The organism is Paracoccus alkenifer (genome assembly GCF_900108405.1).
GTDB classification, from domain to species: domain Bacteria; phylum Pseudomonadota; class Alphaproteobacteria; order Rhodobacterales; family Rhodobacteraceae; genus Paracoccus; species Paracoccus alkenifer.
Genome location: NZ_FNXG01000002.1, coordinates 223,180 through 242,178, shown reverse-complemented (window position 1 = coordinate 242,178; position 18,999 = coordinate 223,180). Strand labels below are relative to the sequence as shown.

Genomic DNA, 18,999 nt, shown 5'->3' with positions numbered 1-18,999 from the left:
CGCGGTTGCGCCTGCGCCGGTCATTCCGCCGCCGGCAGGATGCGCCGCGACAGCTCGGCGTGGCGGGCATAGCTTTCCTGCCACTCGCTCGGCCCGTTCGAGGGGCTGACCTGCACCGCCGTCACCTTGAACTCCGGGCAGTTGGTGGCCCAGTCGGAACTGTCGGTGGTCACCACGTTGGCCTGGGTGCCGGGGTGGTGGAAGGTGGTGAACACCACCCCCGGCGCCACCCGTTCCGTCACCTCGGCGCGCAGGGTGGTTTCGCCGGCGCGGCTGGCCAGCCGCACCAGATCGCCCTGGCGGATGCCGCGGTTCTCGGCGTCGTGGGGGTGGATCTCCAGCACATCCTCGGGGTGCCAGACGGTGTTGTCGGTCCGCCGCGTCTGCGCGCCGACGTTATACTGCGTCAGCGTGCGCCCGGTGGTCAGCAGCAGCGGAAAGCGCGGGCCGCTGCGTTCGTCGGTCGCGACATATTCGGTGTTGATGAACCGGCCCTTGCCGCGCACGAAGCCGTCGATATGCATCACCGGCGTGCCCAGCGGCGCGGCCGCGTTGCAGGGCCACTGCACCGAGCCCTCGCGGTCCAGCAGGTCGAAGCTGACCCCGGCAAAGCTGGGCGTGGTCAGCGCGATCTCGTCCATGATGTCCGAGGAGTGGGCATAATCCCAGCCGCCGCCCAGCCGGTTGGCCAGCATCTGGGTGATTTCCCAATCCTCATAGCCGTTGCGCGGCGCCATGGCGCGGCGGACCATGTTGATGCGGCGTTCGGCATTGGTGAAGGTGCCGTTCTTTTCCAGGAAGGTCGAACCGGGCAGGAACACATGCGCATAATTCGCCGTCTCGTTCAGGAAGATGTCGTGAACGATCAGGATGTCGAGACTGGCCAGCGCCTGCTGCACATGGCTGGTGTTGGGGTCGGATTGCAGCACATCTTCGCCCTGGCAATACAGGCCCTTGAAGCGGCCGGCGGTGGCCTCGTCGAACATGTTGTTGATGCGCAGGCCCGGTTCCTCGGACAGCTCCACCCCCCAGACGCGTTCGTAGATCGCCCTTGTCTCGGGGTCCGAGACATGGCGATAGCCGGGGTATTCATGCGGAAACGAGCCCATGTCGCACGAACCCTGCACGTTGTTCTGGCCGCGCAGCGGGTTCACCCCGGTGCCGGGCTTGCCGATATTGCCGGTCAGCATCGCCAGGTTGGCAATCGCCATCACCGTGGTCGAGCCCTGCGAATGTTCCGTCACCCCCAGCCCGTAATAGATGCTGGCGCGGGGCGCGGCCGCATAGGCGCGCGCCGCCTGCCGGATCAGATCGGCGGGAACGCGGCTTTGCGCCTGCACCGATTCCGGCGAATGGCGGGGGTCCAGCAGGAATTCGCGATAGGCGAGGAACTCGTCCCAGTCGCAGCGTTCGCGGATGAAGTCGTCGTCCTGCAACCCCTCGGCCACGATCACCTGCGCGATCGCGGTCAGCACTGCCACGTTGGTGCCGGGCATCAGGGGCAGGTGCAGCGCGTCCGAGCGATGCACCGTGTCCAGCAGGTCGATGCGGCGCGGGTCGATCACGATCAGCCCCGCCCCCTGCCGCAACCGCTTGCGCAGGCGCGAGCCGAACACCGGATGCGCGTCGGTCGGGTTCGCCCCGATCACCAGCGCCAGGTCGGTATCCTCGACCGAATCGAAATCATGCGTCCCGGCCGAGGTGCCGAATGTGGTTTTCAGCCCGTAGCCGGTCGGCGAATGGCAGACCCGCGCGCAGGTGTCGGTGTTGTTGTTGCCAAACACCGCGCGGGCCAGTTTCTGGACCAGATAGGTTTCCTCGTTCGTGCAGCGCGACGAGGTGATGACCCCGACCGAATCACGCCCATGTTCGGCCTGCGCGCGCCTCAGCCGCTCGGCGGCGAAATCCAGCGCCTCGTCCCAGGACACTTCGCGCCACGGGTCGGTGTAGTGCTCGCGCACCATCGGGTGCAGGATGCGTTCGGCGTGGGTGGCATAGCCCCAGGCAAAGCGACCCTTGACGCAGCTGTGGCCGTGGTTGGCCTTGCCGTCCTTGCTGGGCACCATCTTGACCACGGTTTCCCCGCGCATATGCGCGTCGAAGCTGCACCCGACCCCGCAATAGGCGCAGGTGGTTTTCACGATACGGTCGGGGGTGCCGATCTGGATTACCGAGTTTTCCACCAGCGACCCGGTCGGGCAGACCTGCACGCAGGCGCCGCAGCTGACGCAATCCGAGGACAGGAAATCATCCGACGCCATCCCGGCGCTGACCCGGCTGTCAAAACCGCGGCCCTCGATGGTCAGGGCGAATGTGCCCTGCACCTCTTCGCAGGCGCGCACGCAGCGCGAACAGACGATGCACAGCGAGGGGTCAAAGGTGAAATAGGGGTTCGAATCGTCCGGCGCCCGGTATTCCGGGTTCGGCGCACCGCCGTTCTGCGGGTAGACGTGGTTCTTGCCGGGGACATAGCGCATTTCGCGCAGCCCCACCGCCCCGATCATGTCCTGCATTTCCGAGTTGCCGGTGATCGGGCTGCCCAGCAGGTCCTGCGGGTGGTCGCTCAGGTAAAGCTCCATCACCCCGCGGCGGATCTGGGCGATCTCGTCGGTCTGGGTGTGGACGACCATGCCCTCGGCCACCGGGGTGGTGCAGGATGCGGGCGTGCCGCGCATCCCCTCGATCGCGACGACGCACAGCCGGCACGACCCGAACGCCTCGAGGCTGTCGGTGGCGCACAGCTTGGGCACGGTGACGCCGGCCAGCGCCGCCGCCCGCATCACGCTGGTGCCCGCGGGCACGCTGACCGGAATGCCGTCCACGCTGAGCGTGACGGTCACGTCCGAACGCACCGCAGGGGTGCCCAGATCCCGCAGGTCGGGGATGATGAAATCCTTCATTCCGCAGCCTCCACCCGGCGCGCGCGGCCCATAGGCGCGCTGCCGGTGAAATCGTCAGGGAAATGCGTCAGCGCCGACATCACCGGATAGGGCGCAAAGCCCCCCAGCGCGCACAGGCTGCCCCATTTCATGGTGTTGCACAGATCGGTCAGCAGCGGGATCGCATCCCCGTCGCCCGCCGCGATGCGGTCGATGGTTTCCACCCCCCGGATCGAACCCACGCGGCAGGGCGTGCATTTGCCGCAGGATTCGACGGCGCAGAATTCCATCGCGAAACGGGCCAGCGCCATCATGTCGGCGCTGTCGTCAAAGATGACGATGCCGGCATGGCCGACCAGCCCGTCCTTGCCGGCGAATTCCTCGTAGCCAAAGGGGGTGTCGAACAGTGCCCGCGGGAAATAGGCGCCCAGCGGGCCGCCGACCTGCACCGCCTTGACCGGCCGGCCGCTGGCGGTGCCGCCGCCGATCTGGTCCACGATCTCGCCCAGCGAGCGGCCGAACGGGACTTCGCACAGACCCCCGTATTTCACATTGCCCGCGATTTGCAGCGGCATGGTCCCGCGCGAGCGCCCGATGCCATACGCCGCATAGGCAGCGGCCCCGTTGGCCATGATCCACGGCACCGTGGCCAGCGACAGCACGTTGTTCACCACGGTCGGCTGGCCGAACAACCCTTGCAGCGCCGGGATCGGAGGCTTGGCGCGCACCACGCCGCGCTTGCCCTCAAGACTGTTGAGCAGGCTGGTTTCCTCGCCGCAGACATAGGCGCCGGCGCCGACGCGGACCTCCATGTCGAAGCGGTGGTCGGACCCCAGCACGGATGCGCCCAGCACCCCCGCCACCCGCGCGATGTCGATGGCGGCGCGCATGGCGCGGATCGCGTCGGGGTATTCGCTGCGGATATAGACATAGCCGCGGGTGGCGCCGACGGCGATGCCGGAAATCGCCATGCCCTCGATCAGGGTAAAGGGGTCGCCCTCCATCAGCATCCGGTCGGCGAATGTGCCGCTGTCGCCTTCGTCGGCGTTGCAGACGATGTATTTCTGCGCAGCTTCGGCCTTGGCGACGGTGGCCCATTTGATGCCGGTGGGGAAACCGGCGCCGCCGCGGCCGCGCAGGCCGGAATCAGTGACCTCGGGGATGATGCGGTCGGGGGTGGCGATGGCGGCTTTCAGCCCCGAAAGCCCGCCGTGGGCCTTGTAATCCTCTAGCGACAGCGGGTCGGTGATGCCGACGCGGGCGAATGTCAGCCGGGTCTGCGCGCGCATCCAGGGCAGTTCCTCGACCGGACCCAACGCCTTGGCGTGGCCGCGCGGGTCGGCCAAGATCGCCGCCACCTCGTCCGGCTCGACCGGGCCAAAGCCGTGGCGGATGCCGTCGATCTCGATTTCCAGCAGCGGCTCAAGCCAGACCATCCCGCGCGAGCCGTTGCGGATCGGCTGCTGGCCGCAGGCGCGCACGGCGGCCGCGACCTCGTCCGCGCCCAGCGCGCGGGCGGCGGCGTCAATGGGAACCCAGACCCGCATCAGCGCGCCCCCCCGGCCAGCGCCACCAGCCTGTCGGCGGTGGCGCGCCCGACCAGCCGGTCGTCAAGTTGCGCAGACGGCCCGCAAGCGCACAACCCAAGGCAGAACACCGGCTCAAGCGTCAGTCGCCCGTCGGGGGTGGTTTCGTGCCAGTCCAGCCCCAGCGCGGTGCGGACCTGTTGCGCCAGCGCATCGGCACCGACCGACTGGCAGGCCTCGGCCCGGCACAGCCGCAGCACATGGCGGCCCGCGGGTTCCTGCCGGAAATCATGGTAAAAGCTGACCACGCCGTGGATCTCGGCCCGGCTCATCCCCAGCGCCTGGGCGATCACCGGCTGCGCGGATTCGGGGATCATCCCCCATTCGGCCTGCACGTCATGCAGGATCGGCAGCAGCGGACCTTCGTCGCCGCGGTGACGGGCGATGATCGCCTGCAACCTGACAAGTGACTCGCCCTCAAGCGCGGCAATCGGCGGCATATTCGGCGGGCGGTCGAAGTTGGAGGTCGGCTGCATGAGGCTCCTCAATCAGGCTGGCACAGTCGCGGGCATGCGGGAACTTACGCCCGCCGCGATAGGCAGATCAATCCTGAAGACCCGTGCCGTGATAGACAACGCCTATCGCGGTTGCAGCTGCTCGGCGATCTGCACCAGCGCTTCGAGCAGCGGGGGCAGCGGCTCGCGCCCGGCCAGCGCCAGCCCCACCATATGCTCGCCCCCCGTCAGCGGCCGCGCGCGCACGCCCGAGGGCAGCGGCAGCCCGTCGGCCAGCGCCTGCGGCAGGATCGCGGCCCAGCCGCCGGTCGCGACATGCGACAGGATCGCCAGCATGGAATTCGATTCCACCTTGGGCGCGACCAGCGCATCCGCCTGCGCCAGCCGGGCCGAAACGATGCGCCGGTTCTGCATGTCGGGGGTCAGCAGGCACAGGGGCCGCGTCGCCGCCTCGGCCCAGGACACCGGCCCCGATTGCGAGCTGCGGTCGACCAGGCACAGGGTCTCTACGAACAGCGGCACCGTGCGCAGCCGCCCCAGCGATTCGCCGTCCAGATAGGTGACGCCGGCGTCCAGCTCCAGCGCGGCGATCTGGTCGCGGATCTCGTCCGAGGACCGCGACAGGATGCTGACCTCGGCAGCGGGATGCCGGGCCAGGAACGGGGCCGTCAGCTCGGCGATTCGCGGCATCGCGGTGGGGATCACCCCTAGCCGCAGCCGGCCCGACACGCCGCTGCGGGTGGCGCGCAGCTCGGCCTGCATGGTGCGCATGTCGCCGACGATGCGCCGCGCCCATTCCAGCACCCGCTCGCCCTCGGGGGTCAGCCCGTGGAACCGCGAGCCGCGCCGCACCAGCTGCACGCCCAGATGTTCCTCAAGCGTGCGCAGCGCCGACGACAGCGAAGGCTGGGTGATCCCCAGCGCCTCGGCCGCGCGGCCGAAATGCTGTTCGCGCGCCAGCACCATGAACATCTGTAGCCGGTCGATCATGGGGCGCACCCTGCGCAGATTCGGGCGGTTTCAAATATCCCGGGGTCCGGGGCAGCGCCCCGGTCGGACAGAGACTCTAGAGAATCTCGACCCGCCAGCTTTCGATGACGGTGTTCGCCAGCAGCTGCTCGCACATGCGCCCGACCTCGGCCTCGGCCGCCGCGGCGTCGGTGGCGGCCAGGTCCAGCTCGATCACCTTGCCTTGGCGCACGCCCTCGACGCCGGAAAACCCCAGCGTGCCCAGCGCATGGCGGATCGCCTCGCCCTGCGGGTCCAGGACGCCGTTCTTGAGCATGATCGTCACGCGGGCTTTCATCGGGGGCGTCCTTCTGCTGGCTTCAGTTGATAAGCGTGGGTTTCACGGGCACGGCGGCGGGCAGCACGCCCAGACGGCGCGCGACCTCGGAATAGGCGTCGGTCAGGCTGCCCAGATCGCGGCGGAACACGTCCTTGTCCAGCTTTTGCCCGGTCTTGTTGTCCCACAGCCGGCAGCTGTCGGGGCTGATTTCATCGGCAACGACCAGCCGCATGAACTCGCCGTCCCAGATGCGCCCGATCTCGATCTTGAAGTCGATCAGCTTGATGCCGACGCCGTAGAACACCCCCGACAGGAAATCGTTCACCCGCAGCGCTAGGCTGACGATATCGTCCAGATCCTGCTGGCTGGCCCAGCCAAAGGCGATCACATATTCCTCGGACACCATCGGATCGCCCAGCTCGTCGTTCTTGAAGCTGTATTCGACGATCGGCCGGGGCAGCTGGGTGCCCTCTTCCATGCCCAGCCGCTTGGCGATGCTGCCGGCGGCGAAATTGCGCACGATCACCTCAAGCGGGATGATCTCGACCTGGCGGATCAGCTGCTCGCGCATGTTGATGCGGCGGATGAAATGGGTGGGCACGCCGATATTGCCCAAGCCCTGCATGAAATATTCCGACAGGCGGTTGTTCAGCACACCCTTGCCGTCGATCACCGCCTTTTTCTGCGCGTTAAAGGCGGTGGCGTCGTCCTTGAAATACTGGATCAGGGTGCCCGGCTCGGTGCCTTCGTAAAGGATCTTGGCCTTGCCTTCGTAGATTTTCTTGCGCCTGGGGGCCATGATCGCGCGCCTTTCCTTGGGCGGGTTCGGATTGTCCCCGCACCCATAGCCCCGTTCGGGGCACAGGGGCAATACGGGCCGGGCATCGGGGCCCAACTTGGCGCCCCGCAGGCCGGGGCGCGGGAAACGCCTTGCGGGCAACGGTCCCGGCCGTCATATTTGAAAACACATCAATCGGAGGCTTTGATGAGCACTTTCGACGACCGCAAGCGCGCCCAGGAATCCAAGTTCGCCCTTGACGCCGAGCTGCGCTTCAAGGCCGAGGCGCGGCGCAACCGCCTGCTGGGCGAATGGGCGGCCGGGCTGCTGGGCAAGACCGGCGACGAGGCGCGGACCTATGCGCTGACCATCGTGTCCTCGGATTTCGACGAGCCGGGCGAAGAGGACGTGTTCCGCAAGGTCGCCGCCGATCTGGGCGACAAGGCCGATGAGGCCACGATCCGCGCCAGGATGGCCGAGCTGCGCGACGTGGCCCGCCAGCAGGTTCTGGACGAAATCTGATCCCGTGCCGGCGTGCGCCCGCTGAAAGCCCCCGTTGCGGGGGCTTTTTTCGTCGGCCGCGTCCTCAGCCCTGCGCGGCCAGCGGCCCCGTGCCCGCCGCCTGCTCGACCCGGGGATAATACCGCCCCATCGCCAGCGCCCGCCCGATATACAGCACCATCAGCGCCGCCCACAGCCCGTGGTTGCCCAAGGGCGGCACCAGCACCAGCACCGCCACGGCATAGGCCGCCACCGCCGGCAGCATGGCGCGGCGCATCTCGCGCGTCAGCGTGGCCCCGATGAAGATGCCGTCCAGCATCCAGCTGGCGACGCCCAACAGCGGCGCCAGCACCAGCCAGGGCAGATAGACCGCCGCCGCCGCCCGCACCTCGGCCGAGGTGGTCAGCCACGACACCAGCTGCCCGCCGCCCAGCGCAAAGACGAGACTCAGCGCCACCGCGCCGGCCAGCCCCCAGCCCGAGGTCAGCACCGCAGCCCGGCGCACCCGTTCGGGGCGGCGCGCACCCACCGCCTGCCCGACCAGCGATTCCGCGGCAAAGGCCAGCCCGTCCAGGCCGAATGCGGTGATCGCCAGGAATTGCAGCAGCACCTGATTGGCCGCCAGCGCCACGTCGCCCATGCCCGCGCCGACGAACACGAACGCGGTCATCGCCCCCTGCAACAGCACCGAGCGCAGCATGATGTCGCTGTTGACCCGCAGCATCCGCCCCAGCCGCGCCCGCGCCCAGATCCCGGCCGCGCGCGCGCCGTTTCGCAGCGCCGGGGCCGCCAGATACAGCGCCAGTGCCAGCCCCGACAGCTCGGCCGTCAGCGTGGCGGCGGCGACTCCGCGCACGCCCCAGCCAAAGCCCAGCACGAACAGCAGATCCAGCCCGATATTGACCAGATTGACCAGCATCTGCACCGCCAGCACCGCGCGGGTGCGTTCGGTGGCGATCATCCAGCCGGTCAGCGCATACATGGCGATGGTGGCCGGCGCGCCCCAGATACGGATCGCGACATAGGCGCGGGCGAGCGTTTCGACCTCGGCCGAGGCCGGGGCCAGCCGAAAGGCCAGCGCCATCAGCGGCCATTGCAGCACGATCAGCGCCGCCCCGGCCGCGCCCGCCACCGCCAGCGCCCGGATCAGATGCGCGCCGCTTTCCGCGCCGTCCCCGGCGCCGTGGCTTTGCGCCACCATCCCCGAGGTGCCCATGCGCAGGAACCCGAAGATCCAGTAGACCGAGGTCAAAATCACCGCCCCCAGCCCCACCGCCCCGATGGGCGCGGCCTGCCCCAGCCGCCCGACCACGCCGGTATCGACCGCGCCCAGGATCGGCACGGTGGCATTGGCCAGCACGATCGGCAGCGCGATCGCCAGCACCCGGCGATGGGTCAGCGCATCGGGCGTGGTCACGCGCGCGGCCCGGCTAGTCGCGGGGCTGCGGCATCAGGAAATGCCCCGTCGCCTGCGCAAACAGCCGCGAGCGGTTTTCCTGCCACGCCTCGACCTGCACGCTGGCATAGCGCCGCCCCAGCCGCACCACCCGGCCGCGGGCATAGGCGTCCCGCGCCAGCCCTGAACGCAGATAGTCGATGGTGAAATCAATGGTCTTGGGCAGCCGGGGCATCGATTCGTCCTGCTCGATGGGCAGAAAGCCGCCGCGCTCGTCGCCCATCGCGGTCCAGACCAGTTCCACAAGCGCCGCGGTTTCCAGAAACGCCGCGGTGACGCCTCCGTGCAGCGCGGGCAGCGCGGGGTTGCCGATCAGCCGCCCGGCAAAGGGCAGCACGGTGGTCAGCTCATCCCCGCGGCGGTCCACCTGCACCCCCAGCCAGCCGAAATACGGAACCTTGGCCAGCAGCCCGTCGATCACCGATTCGCGCGTCAGCCCCATGTCACACCCCCACCGTGAAGGTGCCGGTCGCCGTGGCCACCGGCGTGTCGCCTTCGTCGCGCGCCACCGCCCGCACGAATGCGACCGAGCGGGTGACGTGGAAACATTCCGCCCGCGCCCTGACCCTCTGGCCCGGCGTGGCCGAGCGCAGATAGTCGATCCGCAGGTCGATGGTCGCCGTCACCGGCGGATGCGAGGGGTGGCACAGCACCGACAGCCCGCAGCTCATGTCCATCAGCGCCGAGATCACGCCGCCATGCAGCACCCCGGTGCGCGGATCGCCGACGAATTCCGGCGCCCAGGGCATCGCCACCTCGACGCAGCCGGGGGTGGCCGCGACGATCTCCATCCCCAGGGCGTCGGCATGGGGCACCACCTCCATGAAGCGGCGGGCGATCGAATCGGCCACCTGCGCGTCGTTGCCGGACTGGTTTTCCATCGCCGTTCTTCCTTTGCACCCTGCGCCTTGCCCCCTGTCACTGCCCCGCCCCGCGCGGCACCGCAAGCCTGCCCCGACGGCAAGCGCCGCGGTTGAGATCGCGCCGGGGCTGCGCTAGGGTTTCACAGGCAGCCGGGAAAGGCAGGATGCGAGACGAAAGCCATATCAGTTTCAAAGAGATGTGCGAGACATTCGGGGTCACCCCCCGGACCTTGCGCTATTACGAATACATCGAGCTGTTGAGCCCCCTGCGCGAGGGCCGCGCCCGCTGGTATGGCCCGCGCGAGATCGCGCGGATGAAGCTGATCATGCGCGGTCGCCGCTTCGGCTTCAGCCTCGAGGAAATCCGCCAGTGGCTGCTGATGTATCAGCAGGACGGCACCCGCGCGCAATACGAGGTCTGGATCGAGTTCGCGACCAGGCAGCTGGACGTGCTGGCCGCGCAGCGCGACGAAATCGACGCGGCCATCGCCGACCTGCGCAAGCTGCGCGACGAAACCGTGGCGCTGGTGGCCAGGCTGCCCGCGGCAGAGGACGAGCCGGCCGGGAACGGCGCGGATAACGGCGCAGGCGACGACACGGGCGGCGGCGGCGACTGACCCAGCGGCACCCGCGGCGATGACGCAGCGTCCCTGCTGGCGGAACGCCGGCGGGGCTGTATCCATTGGTGGACAGCGGGCCGCACACACGGGCTGTGCCATGCCGGCCAAGGGCTTGCCGCGAATTGCGGCCCCCGCGCGCCGACCACATGGCCCGACCGGCCAGCCCCACCGATGAACGCCGAGGAGGCACCATGACCGCCTACAACGCCCCGATCAAAGACATGCAGTTCCTGCTGCACGAGCTGCTGCGGATTTCCGAATCCGACCTGCCCGGCCGCGACGAACTGGACGTATCCTTCACCCAGGCGGTGCTGGACGCCGCCGGCCAGCTGGCCTCCGAGGTGCTGGAACCCCTGAACGCCACCGGCGACCGTCAGGGCTGTGTGCTGGAAAACGGCGCCGTTCGCACCCCGGCCGGCTTTGACCGCGCCTTTGACGCCATGCGCGAGGGCGGCTGGACCGGGCTTGACTGCGACCCGGAATACGGCGGCCAAGGGATGCCCTATGTGCTGAACGTGGCGGCAAACGAGATGTTCGTCAGCGCCAACATGGCCTTCAACATGTATCAGGGCCTGACCCACGGCGCCTATTCGGCGATCCACGCCCACGGCACCGACGCGCAAAAGGCGATGTATCTGCCGCGGATGGTCAGCTGCGAATGGACCGGCACCATGAACCTGACGGAACCGCACTGCGGCACCGATCTGGGCCTGCTGCGCACCAAGGCGGAACCGCAGGACGACGGCAGCTACCTGATCACCGGGCAAAAGATCTTCATCTCGGCCGGCGACCATGATCTGGCGGAAAACGTGATCCATCTGGTGCTGGCCAAGGCCCCCGGCGGCGGCGAAGGGACCAAAGGCATCAGCCTGTTCATCGTGCCCAAGTTCCTGGTGAACGAGAACGGCAGCCTTGGCGCGCGCAACGCGGTCAGCGTCGGCAAGCTGGAAGAAAAGATGGGCATCCACGGCAATGCCACCTGCGTGATGGATTACGACGGCGCGCGCGGCTGGCTGCTGGGCGACCTGCACAAGGGCATGCGCGCCATGTTCACCATGATGAACGAGGCGCGGCTGGGGGTCGGGCTGCAAGGCTATGCCGTGGCCGAGGGCGCCTATCAGAACGCCGTCGCCTATGCCCGCGAACGCCTGCAAGGCCGCGCGGTGACCGGCGCGGAAAACCCCGCCGGCCCCGCCGATCCGATCATCGTCCACCCCGACATCCGCCGCGCGCTGATGGACCAGAAATCCTTTCTGGAAGGCGCGCGGGCGCTGACCTTCTGGGGCGCCGACCTGATCGACCGCGGCCATCAGGGCGACGCGGACGCCGAGGGGCTGGTGTCGCTGCTGACCCCGGTCATCAAGGGCTTTTTGACCGACAAGGGCTTCGACAGCGCCGTGCAGGCGCAGCAGGTGTTCGGCGGCCACGGCTATATCGAGGAAACCGGCATGTCGCAGTTCGTCCGCGACGCCCGCATCCCGATGATCTACGAGGGCGCGAACGGCATTCAGGCGCTGGACCTGGTGGGCCGCAAGCTGGCGCAGGACGGCGGCAAGCATGTCATGGCGTTTTTCGAGATGGTCAAGGGCTTCATCGCCGAACACGGCGCTGACGAGGCGCTCAAGACCGATTTCCTCGACCCGCTCAAGGCCGCATCCAAGGATTTGCAGGCGGCAGCGATGTTCTTCATGGAACGGGGGATGAAAAGCCCCAACGACGCGCTGGCCGGATCCTACGACTTCATGCATCTGTTCGGACAGGTGGCGCTGGGGCTGATGTGGGGCCGCATGGCGGTCGCCGCACAAGCAGCGCTGGACGCAGGCACCGACGATCCCGGCTTTTACGAGACCAAGCTGGCAACCGGCCGCTACTACATGGCGCGGCAACTGCCGATCACCGCGACGCATCTGGCCCGCATCCGTTCAGGCGCCGCGCCGGTGATGGCGCTTGCGGCCGAGCAGTTCTGAAATGGCAACCATTCCCGCCTGTGGCACCACCGAGGCCTCCGGCGGGGATATTTTCATGATGAAGATGGACGCGGCCCCGACCCGCGCGCGGCCATCGGCATCAATGGCGCGGGCCGGGGCTTCCTTCTCCATCAGCGGTCATCGGCGTCCCCGCCTGTACCGCCCGGCCAGAGTGGCGCAGAATGGTTGAAAACCGGTTAACCCGCCCCTTCTTCATCATGAAAATATCCCGCGGGGGTCCGGGGGCGCGAAGCCCCCGGTTCGCCTGCACCTTGATCGCATCGGAGGATCCATGACCGACGCCTATATCTTTGATGCCGCCCGCACCCCGCGCGGCCGCGGCCGCCGCGACGGCAGCCTGCACGAAGTCACCTCGCTGGCGCTGTCGGCGCGGCTGCTGAACGCGATGAAGCAGCGCAACGGGCTGGACGGCCACGCGGTCGAGGATGTGATCTGGGGCAATGTCACCCAGGTCAAGGAACAGGGCGGCTGTCTGGCCCGCTCGGCCGTCCTCGCCTCGGACCTTGACGAGCGCATCCCGGGCCTGTCGATCAACCGCTTCTGCGCCAGCGGGATGGAGGCGGTGAATCTGGCCGCCAACCAGATCCGCGGCGGCGCCGGCGGCGCCTATCTGGCCGGCGGGGTCGAGATGATGAGCCGCGTCGCCATGGGCTCGGACGGCGCCGCCATCGCCGTCGACCCGGCGCTGGCGATGAAGACCTATTTCGTCCCGCAGGGAATTTCAGCCGACATCATCGCCACCGAATACGGTTTCACCCGCGAACAGGCCGATGCGCTGGCCGTCGAATCCCAGCGCCGCGCCGCGCAGGCCTGGGACGAGGGGCGTTTCGCCAAATCCATCGTCCCGGTGCTGGACCAGAATGGGCTGGTGATCCTTGACCGCGACGAACACATGCGCCCCGGCACCACGGTGGAGGATCTCGCCAAGCTCAAGCCCGCCTTCAAGGACATGGGCGAGGTGATGCCCGGCTTCGACAAGGTGGCGATGCTGAAATACCCCCATCTCGACCGGATCGCGCATATCCACCACGCCGGCAACTCGTCCGGGATCGTGGACGGGGCGGCGGCGGTGCTGCTGGGTTCGCGCGAATGGGGCGAGGCGATGGGGCTGCGCCCCCGCGCCCGCATCCGCGCCACCGCCAAGATCGGCACCGACCCCACCATCATGCTGACCGGCCCGGTGCCAGTGACCGAAAAGATCCTGCGCGATTCGGGCATGGCGATTTCCGACATCGACCTGTTCGAGGTGAACGAGGCTTTTGCCTCGGTCGTGCTGCGCTTCATGCAGGCATTCGACGTCTCGCCCGAGCGCGTCAACGTCAACGGCGGCGCCATCGCCATGGGCCACCCGCTGGGCGCGACCGGCGCCATGATCATCGGCACGCTGCTGGACGAACTGGAACGGCGCGACCTGAGCACCGGGCTGGCGACACTGTGCGTCGCCTCGGGCATGGGCGCGGCCACGATCATCGAAAGGGTGTAAGAGATGACCGACTTCACCATGGAAAAGGACGCTGACGGCGTCGCCACCATCACCTGGGACGTGCCGGGCAAGTCGATGAACGTGCTGTCGATGGACGGCGCCGCGGAACTGTCGCGGCTGATCGACGACGCGCTGGCCGATGATGCGGTCAAGGGCATCGTCATCACCTCGGGCAAGGCTGATTTCGCCGCCGGGATGGATCTCAACGTGCTGGCCGGCATGAAACAGGGCGGCCCGCAGGCGGTGTTCGACGGGGTGATGAGCCTGCACCACCTGCTGCGCAAGATCGAGCGCGCGGGCATGGACGCCCGCACCCTGAAGGGCGGCAAGCCCATCGCCGCCGCCCTCCCCGGCACCGCGCTGGGGATCGGGCTGGAGCTGCCGCTGGCCTGCCACCGCATCTTTGCCGCCGATAACCCCAAGGCCAGGATCGGCCTGCCGGAAATCATGGTCGGCATCTTCCCCGGCGCCGGCGGCACCACGCGGCTGTCGCGCAAGCTGGGCGCAATGGCGGCGGCGCCCTTGCTGCTGGAGGGCAAGCTGAACGACCCGGCCAAGGCCAAGGCCGCGGGCGCCATCGACGAGGTGGTGGCCGATCCGGTGGCGGCGGCGCGGGACTGGGTGCTGTCGGCCCAAGACGCCGATCTGGTCAAGCCGTGGGACGCCAAGGGCTACAAGATGCCCGGCGGCGATCCGTGGCACCCGGCCGGCTTCATGACCTTTCTGGGCGCCAATGCCATGGTGATGGGCAAGACCATGGGGGTCTATCCCGCCGCCCGCGCGCTGCTGTCGGCAGTCTACGAGGGCGCTCAGGTCGATTTCGACACCGCCCTGCGGATCGAGGCGCGCTGGTTCACCAATGTGCTGATGAACCCCTCGGCCGGGAACATGATCCGCAGCCTGTTCATCAGCAAGGAAGCGCTGGAAAAAGGCGCAAACCGCCCCGATGTCCCCGACCAGCGGGTGCGCAAGCTGGGCGTGCTGGGCGCCGGCATGATGGGCGCGGGCATCGCCCATGTCGCGGCAAATGCCGGGATCGAGGTGGTGCTGATCGATTCCACGCAAGAGGCCGCGGACCGCGGCAAGGCGCATTCCGCCGGCATCCTCGACAAGGGCATCAGCCGCAGGAAGCTGACCGAGGCACGCAAGGCCGAGGTGCTGGCACACATCACCGCCACCACCGATTACGCCGCGCTGAACGGCTGCGACCTGATCGTCGAGGCGGTGTTCGAGGATCCATCGGTCAAGGCCGAGGTCACCGCGAAAGCCGAAGCCGTGATCCCCGCGGATGCGATCTTTGCCACCAACACCTCGACCCTGCCGATCAGCGAGCTGGCGAAAGCCTCAAGCCGACCCGAGCAGTTCATCGGCATCCATTTCTTCAGCCCGGTGGACAAGATGGCGCTGGTGGAAATCATCCGCGGACGCGAGACCGGCGACCGTGCGGTGGCCAAGGCACTGGATTTCGTGCGCCAGATCCGCAAGACCCCGATCGTGGTGAACGACGCGCGGTTCTTCTACGCCAACCGCTGCATCATCCCCTATATCAACGAAGGCATCCGCATGGTCGGCGAAGGGGTGAACCCGGTGCTGATCGAGAATGCCGCGCGGCTGATGGGGATGCCGCTGGGGCCGCTGCAACTGGTTGATGAAACCTCGATCGAGCTGGGCGCCCGCATCGCCCGCGCCACCCGCAAAGCGATGGGCGACGCCTATCCCGACGAGGCAGTGGACGCGGTGATCTTTGCGATGGAAAAAGCCGGGCGGCTGGGGCGCAAGGCCAAGGCGGGGTTTTATGCCTATGACGACGCCGGCAAGCGGCAGGGGCTGTGGGAGGGGCTTGCCGCGGACTATCCGCGCGCCGAGGGCCAGCCGGAACTGACCGAAGTGCAGCACCGGCTGATGTTCGCTCAGGCGCTCGAGGCCGTGCGGGCGCTGGAACAGGGCGTGCTGACCGATATCCGCGAAGGCGACGTGGGCGCCATCCTCGGCTGGGGCTTCGCGCCCTGGACGGGCGGGCCGTTCGGCTGGCTGGACATGCTGGGCGCCGAACGCGCAGTCGAGATCGCGGAAGCGCTGGCCGCGGACCACGGCGACCGCTTTGCCCCGCCCGCCCTGCTGCGCGACATGGCGGCCAAGGGTGACAGCTTCTACGGCCGCTTCGGGGCGCAGGCCGCGGCGGCGTGAACGCGGGGGCCGGGTCGGTGCGGTCCGGCCCCTGTCATTACAACCCGGTATTATCAAGAACCGCCGAAGCGGGGGCCAGCCCCCGCACCCCCGGGATATTTTCATGATGAAGAACGAGCGGGCGTTGCTTCCGTTCGATACCTCCCGCGTCCATCTTCATCATGAAAATATCCCCGCCGGAGGCTCCGGCCGTGCCACAAGGCACAGCGGCGCGGGGTCGCAGCGGCGTGGTCACAGTGCCTGGCGGCGGGCTTTATGGCGCGCAGAAAATCCGCCCAAACCCCTCAGACCAGCCCTTCGGCCCGGAACAGCGCCAGCACATCCGCCTGAGGCCGGGCCCCAACGTGAGAGATCACCTCGGCCGCGGCGATGCAGCCCATGCGGCCGGCGACGGCAAGCGGGCGGCCGGTCACCAGCCCATGGATCAACCCGGCGGCGAACTGGTCGCCGGCGCCGGTGGCATCGACCGGGGTGACCGCATGGACCGGCGCCATCGCCCGTTCATCCCCGCGGATCAGGATCGCGTCCTCGCCCGAGCGGGTGCAGACCACCGTGCCGCAGTCGGCGGCGGCCAGCCGCAGCGCCTCGTCAAGATCCGCGACCTGATACAGCGCCAGCCATTCATGCACATTGCCGATGACGTAATCCATCGGCCCCGCCACCAGCCGGCGGAAATCTTCGCGGTGGCGGTCCACGCAGAACGGGTCGCTCAGCGCGATGCCGGCCTGCCCGCCCGCCGCCCGTGCCGCCTGCGCGGCCTTGTGGAACGCGGCCTTGCCCTTGTCCTTGTCGAACAGATAGCCTTCCAGAAACAGCCAGCAACCGTCGGTGAACAACGCCTCGTCCACGTCGCTTTCGTCGAGCTCCGCCGAGATCCCCAGCCAGGTGTTCATCGAACGCTCGCCGTCCGGCGTCACGAAGATGATCGAGCGCGAGGTCGGCAGCCCCGCCCCCGCCACCGGCGGATTCACGAAATCGCTGCCTTCGGCCACGGTCTGCCGGACATAGGCGCGGCCCAGATCGTCGTCGGCGACCCGGCCGATACAGGCGGTGGACAGCCCCAGCCGCCCCAGCCCGGCCATGGTGTTGGCGACCGATCCGCCCGGCACCAGCCGCGCGCCGGTGGCGGCTGCCATCAACTGTTCGGACCGGTCGCGCTCGACCAGCGCCATGACGCCGCGGGCAATGCCCAGCTCATCCAGCACCGCGTCGGTGACCGGCGCGATCACGTCCATCACCGCATTGCCGATGCCGATCACCCGATATGCCATGTCCAACCCTCAAATCACTATCCGGCCGCTTAAACCCGCTGCGACCGCCAAGGGCAAGCCACGGAAATCAGACGGGATCGGTGGTCTTGGGCTCATACGGGCACAGCTCGCGGATCGGGCAGATCGGGCAGCGCGGGCGTCGGGCCTGACAGATATAGCGGCCGTGCAGGATCAGCCAGTGATGCGCGTCCTGCTGGAACTCGGCGGGCACGTTGTCCTCGATCGCGCGCTCGACCTCGGCCTCAGAGCGGCCGGGGGCGATGCGGGTGCGGTTGCCGACGCGGAAGATATGCGTGTCCACCGCCTGCGCCGGCACCCGCCAGATCGTGTTCAGCACCACATTGGCGGTCTTGCGCCCCACCCCGGGCAGGGTCATCAGCGCCGCGCGGGACGAAGGCACCTTGCCGTCATAGACCTCGACCAGCCGCTGCGACATCGCGATCAGGTTGCGGGCCTTTTGCCGGAACAGCCCGATGGTCTTGATATGCTCGGTCACGCCCTCGACCCCCAGCTCCACCATGGCCTGCGGGGTGGGGGCGGCGTCGAACAGCGCGGGCGTGGCCTTGTTCACGCCCACGTCGGTCGCCTGCGCCGACAGCGCCACCGCCACCAGCAGGGTGAAGGCGTCGCGATACTGCAGCTCGGTCGTGGGCCGGGGGTTCGCCGCCGCCAGGATCGAGAAGATCGCCACCTGCTGCCCATAGTCGAGCGGCGGCCCCACCCGCGCCGGCGGCGTCGCGGCAGCGGGGCGGGGCTTGCGGGCGGGCGCCTTGGGCGAAGCTTCTGTGGCCATGCCCCGGTGATGCCCGCGCCGGCGCCGGGGCGCAAGCCCACGGTGCAATCGAGGATTTGTGACAGGGTTTCAGTGAGTTCCCATGGCGATGCCCCGGAACTTCTGCAAGGCTTGCGCCGTTCGGCACCGGATGGATCAGGAGGTATGGGACACCCTGCCGCCGGTTGGCTTGTGAAAGGACAGAACAGATGAACCGCCGAGTTTCCCTTATCGTCGCCGTGCTGGGGGCGACCGCGCTGAGCGCCTGCGCCACCGACCCCTATGGCTACGGACAGCCGGCAAGCCGCACCCAGACCGGCGCGCTGACCGGCGCGGCCGCCGGTGCGATCTATGGCGCGGTGCGCGACAAGGACGGCAACGACCGCGGCCGCGACGTCGCGCGGGGCGCAATCCTGGGCGGGCTTGCCGGCGCAGGCGTGGGCGCAGTGCTGGATGCGCAGGCGCGGTCGCTGCAAAGCCAGATGACCACCCCCGGCGTGAGGGTGACCAACACCGGGCAGACGGTGAACGTGACCCTGCCGGAAAGCGTGCTGTTCGGCTTCGACAGCGCGGCGATTTCGGGCCCGGCGCAGAACGACCTCTATGTGGTAGCGCGCAACCTGCAGCAATATCCGAACTCGACCATCCAGGTGATCGGCCACACCGATTCGACCGGCACCGCCGCCTATAACGTCGACCTGTCGCAGCGCCGTGCCCGTTCGGTGGCCAATGTGCTGACCGCGGGCGGGGTCTCGTCCAACCGCATCGCCATCGCCGGCATGGGGATGAGCCAGCCCATCGCCTCGAACGACACCGCCGCGGGGCGGGCGCAGAACCGCCGGGTGGAAATCATCATCCGCCCGAACCGTTAA

The 18,999-nt window shown here is 68.4% G+C and carries 18 protein-coding genes; 6 read left to right on the top strand and 12 right to left on the bottom strand.

What is annotated here, in order from left to right:
- Positions 1-20: 20 nt before the first annotated feature.
- The 6 genes from fdhF to purC all read right to left on the bottom strand — a co-directional run bounded on the left by fdhF (position 21) and on the right by purC (position 7,007).
- A complete protein-coding gene (gene fdhF / locus BLW83_RS05365) occupies positions 21-2,900 on the bottom strand; it encodes a formate dehydrogenase subunit alpha (protein WP_090846405.1) in 2,880 nt (959 codons plus the stop codon).
- Positions 2,897-4,426, bottom strand: coding sequence for an NADH-ubiquinone oxidoreductase-F iron-sulfur binding region domain-containing protein (locus BLW83_RS05360; protein ID WP_090846403.1), 1,530 nt, complete (start codon positions 4,424-4,426; stop codon positions 2,897-2,899). Before BLW83_RS05360 ends, fdhF begins: the two co-directional genes overlap by 4 nt.
- Complete coding sequence (locus BLW83_RS05355; RefSeq protein WP_090847477.1) at positions 4,426-4,905, bottom strand: formate dehydrogenase subunit gamma; 480 nt, start codon at positions 4,903-4,905, stop codon at positions 4,426-4,428. Before BLW83_RS05355 ends, BLW83_RS05360 begins: the two co-directional genes overlap by 1 nt.
- A 138-nt stretch (positions 4,906-5,043) precedes the next feature.
- On the bottom strand, positions 5,044-5,910 hold the full coding sequence (locus BLW83_RS05350) for a LysR family transcriptional regulator (protein WP_090846401.1): 867 nt from the start codon (positions 5,908-5,910) through the stop codon (positions 5,044-5,046).
- Positions 5,911-5,986: 76 nt separating this feature from the next.
- The gene (gene purS / locus BLW83_RS05345) at positions 5,987-6,226 is read right to left on the bottom strand and encodes a phosphoribosylformylglycinamidine synthase subunit PurS (RefSeq protein ID WP_090846399.1); all 240 of its coding nucleotides are present in this window, start codon (positions 6,224-6,226) and stop codon (positions 5,987-5,989) included.
- 22 nt (positions 6,227-6,248) lie between these two features.
- Positions 6,249-7,007, bottom strand: coding sequence for a phosphoribosylaminoimidazolesuccinocarboxamide synthase (gene purC / locus BLW83_RS05340; protein ID WP_090846397.1), 759 nt, complete (start codon positions 7,005-7,007; stop codon positions 6,249-6,251).
- A 186-nt stretch (positions 7,008-7,193) separates the two neighbouring features.
- Between purC and BLW83_RS05335 the strand changes: the two genes are divergently transcribed.
- The gene (locus BLW83_RS05335; protein WP_090846395.1) at positions 7,194-7,508 is read left to right on the top strand and encodes a DUF1476 domain-containing protein; all 315 of its coding nucleotides are present in this window, start codon (positions 7,194-7,196) and stop codon (positions 7,506-7,508) included.
- Between the two features lie 64 nt (positions 7,509-7,572).
- Here the strand turns inward: BLW83_RS05335 and BLW83_RS05330 are convergent, their stop codons facing one another.
- Genes BLW83_RS05330 through BLW83_RS05320 form a run of 3 tightly spaced genes read right to left on the bottom strand, consistent with a single transcriptional unit; the run spans position 7,573 to position 9,824 of the window.
- On the bottom strand, positions 7,573-8,904 hold the full coding sequence (locus BLW83_RS05330) for an MATE family efflux transporter (protein ID WP_090846393.1): 1,332 nt from the start codon (positions 8,902-8,904) through the stop codon (positions 7,573-7,575).
- A gap of 13 nt (positions 8,905-8,917) precedes the next feature.
- Positions 8,918-9,385 carry a PaaI family thioesterase gene (locus BLW83_RS05325; RefSeq protein ID WP_090846391.1) on the bottom strand — a complete coding sequence of 156 codons (468 nt, stop codon included), beginning with the start codon at positions 9,383-9,385 and terminating at the stop codon, positions 8,918-8,920.
- Between the two features lies 1 nt (position 9,386).
- A complete protein-coding gene (locus BLW83_RS05320; protein WP_090846389.1) occupies positions 9,387-9,824 on the bottom strand; it encodes a PaaI family thioesterase in 438 nt (145 codons plus the stop codon).
- Positions 9,825-9,970: 146 nt separating this feature from the next.
- On the opposite strand from BLW83_RS05320, the gene BLW83_RS05315 reads away from it, so the two are divergent.
- A complete protein-coding gene (locus BLW83_RS05315) occupies positions 9,971-10,423 on the top strand; it encodes a MerR family transcriptional regulator (RefSeq protein WP_090846387.1) in 453 nt (150 codons plus the stop codon).
- A gap of 194 nt (positions 10,424-10,617) precedes the next feature.
- Complete coding sequence (locus tag BLW83_RS05310; protein WP_090846385.1) at positions 10,618-12,393, top strand: acyl-CoA dehydrogenase C-terminal domain-containing protein; 1,776 nt, start codon at positions 10,618-10,620, stop codon at positions 12,391-12,393.
- On the opposite strand, the gene BLW83_RS15680 is transcribed toward BLW83_RS05310, so the two are convergent.
- A complete protein-coding gene (locus BLW83_RS15680; protein WP_177172496.1) occupies positions 12,349-12,525 on the bottom strand; it encodes a hypothetical protein in 177 nt (58 codons plus the stop codon). The genes BLW83_RS05310 and BLW83_RS15680 overlap by 45 nt on opposite strands.
- Positions 12,526-12,685: 160 nt before the next feature.
- On the opposite strand from BLW83_RS15680, the gene BLW83_RS05305 reads away from it, so the two are divergent.
- Together BLW83_RS05305 and BLW83_RS05300 are read left to right on the top strand one after the other, a co-directional pair.
- Positions 12,686-13,897, top strand: a complete 1,212-nt coding sequence (locus BLW83_RS05305) for an acetyl-CoA C-acetyltransferase (RefSeq protein ID WP_090846383.1) — start codon at positions 12,686-12,688, stop codon at positions 13,895-13,897.
- A 3-nt stretch (positions 13,898-13,900) separates the two neighbouring features.
- A complete protein-coding gene (locus tag BLW83_RS05300) occupies positions 13,901-16,084 on the top strand; it encodes a 3-hydroxyacyl-CoA dehydrogenase NAD-binding domain-containing protein (protein WP_090846381.1) in 2,184 nt (727 codons plus the stop codon).
- Between the two features lie 284 nt (positions 16,085-16,368).
- Here BLW83_RS05300 and BLW83_RS05295 read toward each other — a convergent pair whose 3' ends face one another.
- Both BLW83_RS05295 and nth read right to left on the bottom strand, forming a co-directional pair.
- The gene (locus BLW83_RS05295; protein ID WP_177172495.1) at positions 16,369-17,355 is read right to left on the bottom strand and encodes an adenosine kinase; all 987 of its coding nucleotides are present in this window, start codon (positions 17,353-17,355) and stop codon (positions 16,369-16,371) included.
- A 67-nt stretch (positions 17,356-17,422) separates the two neighbouring features.
- A complete protein-coding gene (gene nth, locus BLW83_RS05290; protein WP_425433940.1) occupies positions 17,423-18,076 on the bottom strand; it encodes an endonuclease III in 654 nt (217 codons plus the stop codon).
- A gap of 260 nt (positions 18,077-18,336) precedes the next feature.
- Here nth and BLW83_RS05285 point away from each other — a divergent pair, with 260 nt between their 5' ends.
- Positions 18,337-18,999, top strand: coding sequence for a YiaD family glycine zipper/OmpA-like lipoprotein (locus tag BLW83_RS05285; RefSeq protein WP_090846375.1), 663 nt, complete (start codon positions 18,337-18,339; stop codon positions 18,997-18,999).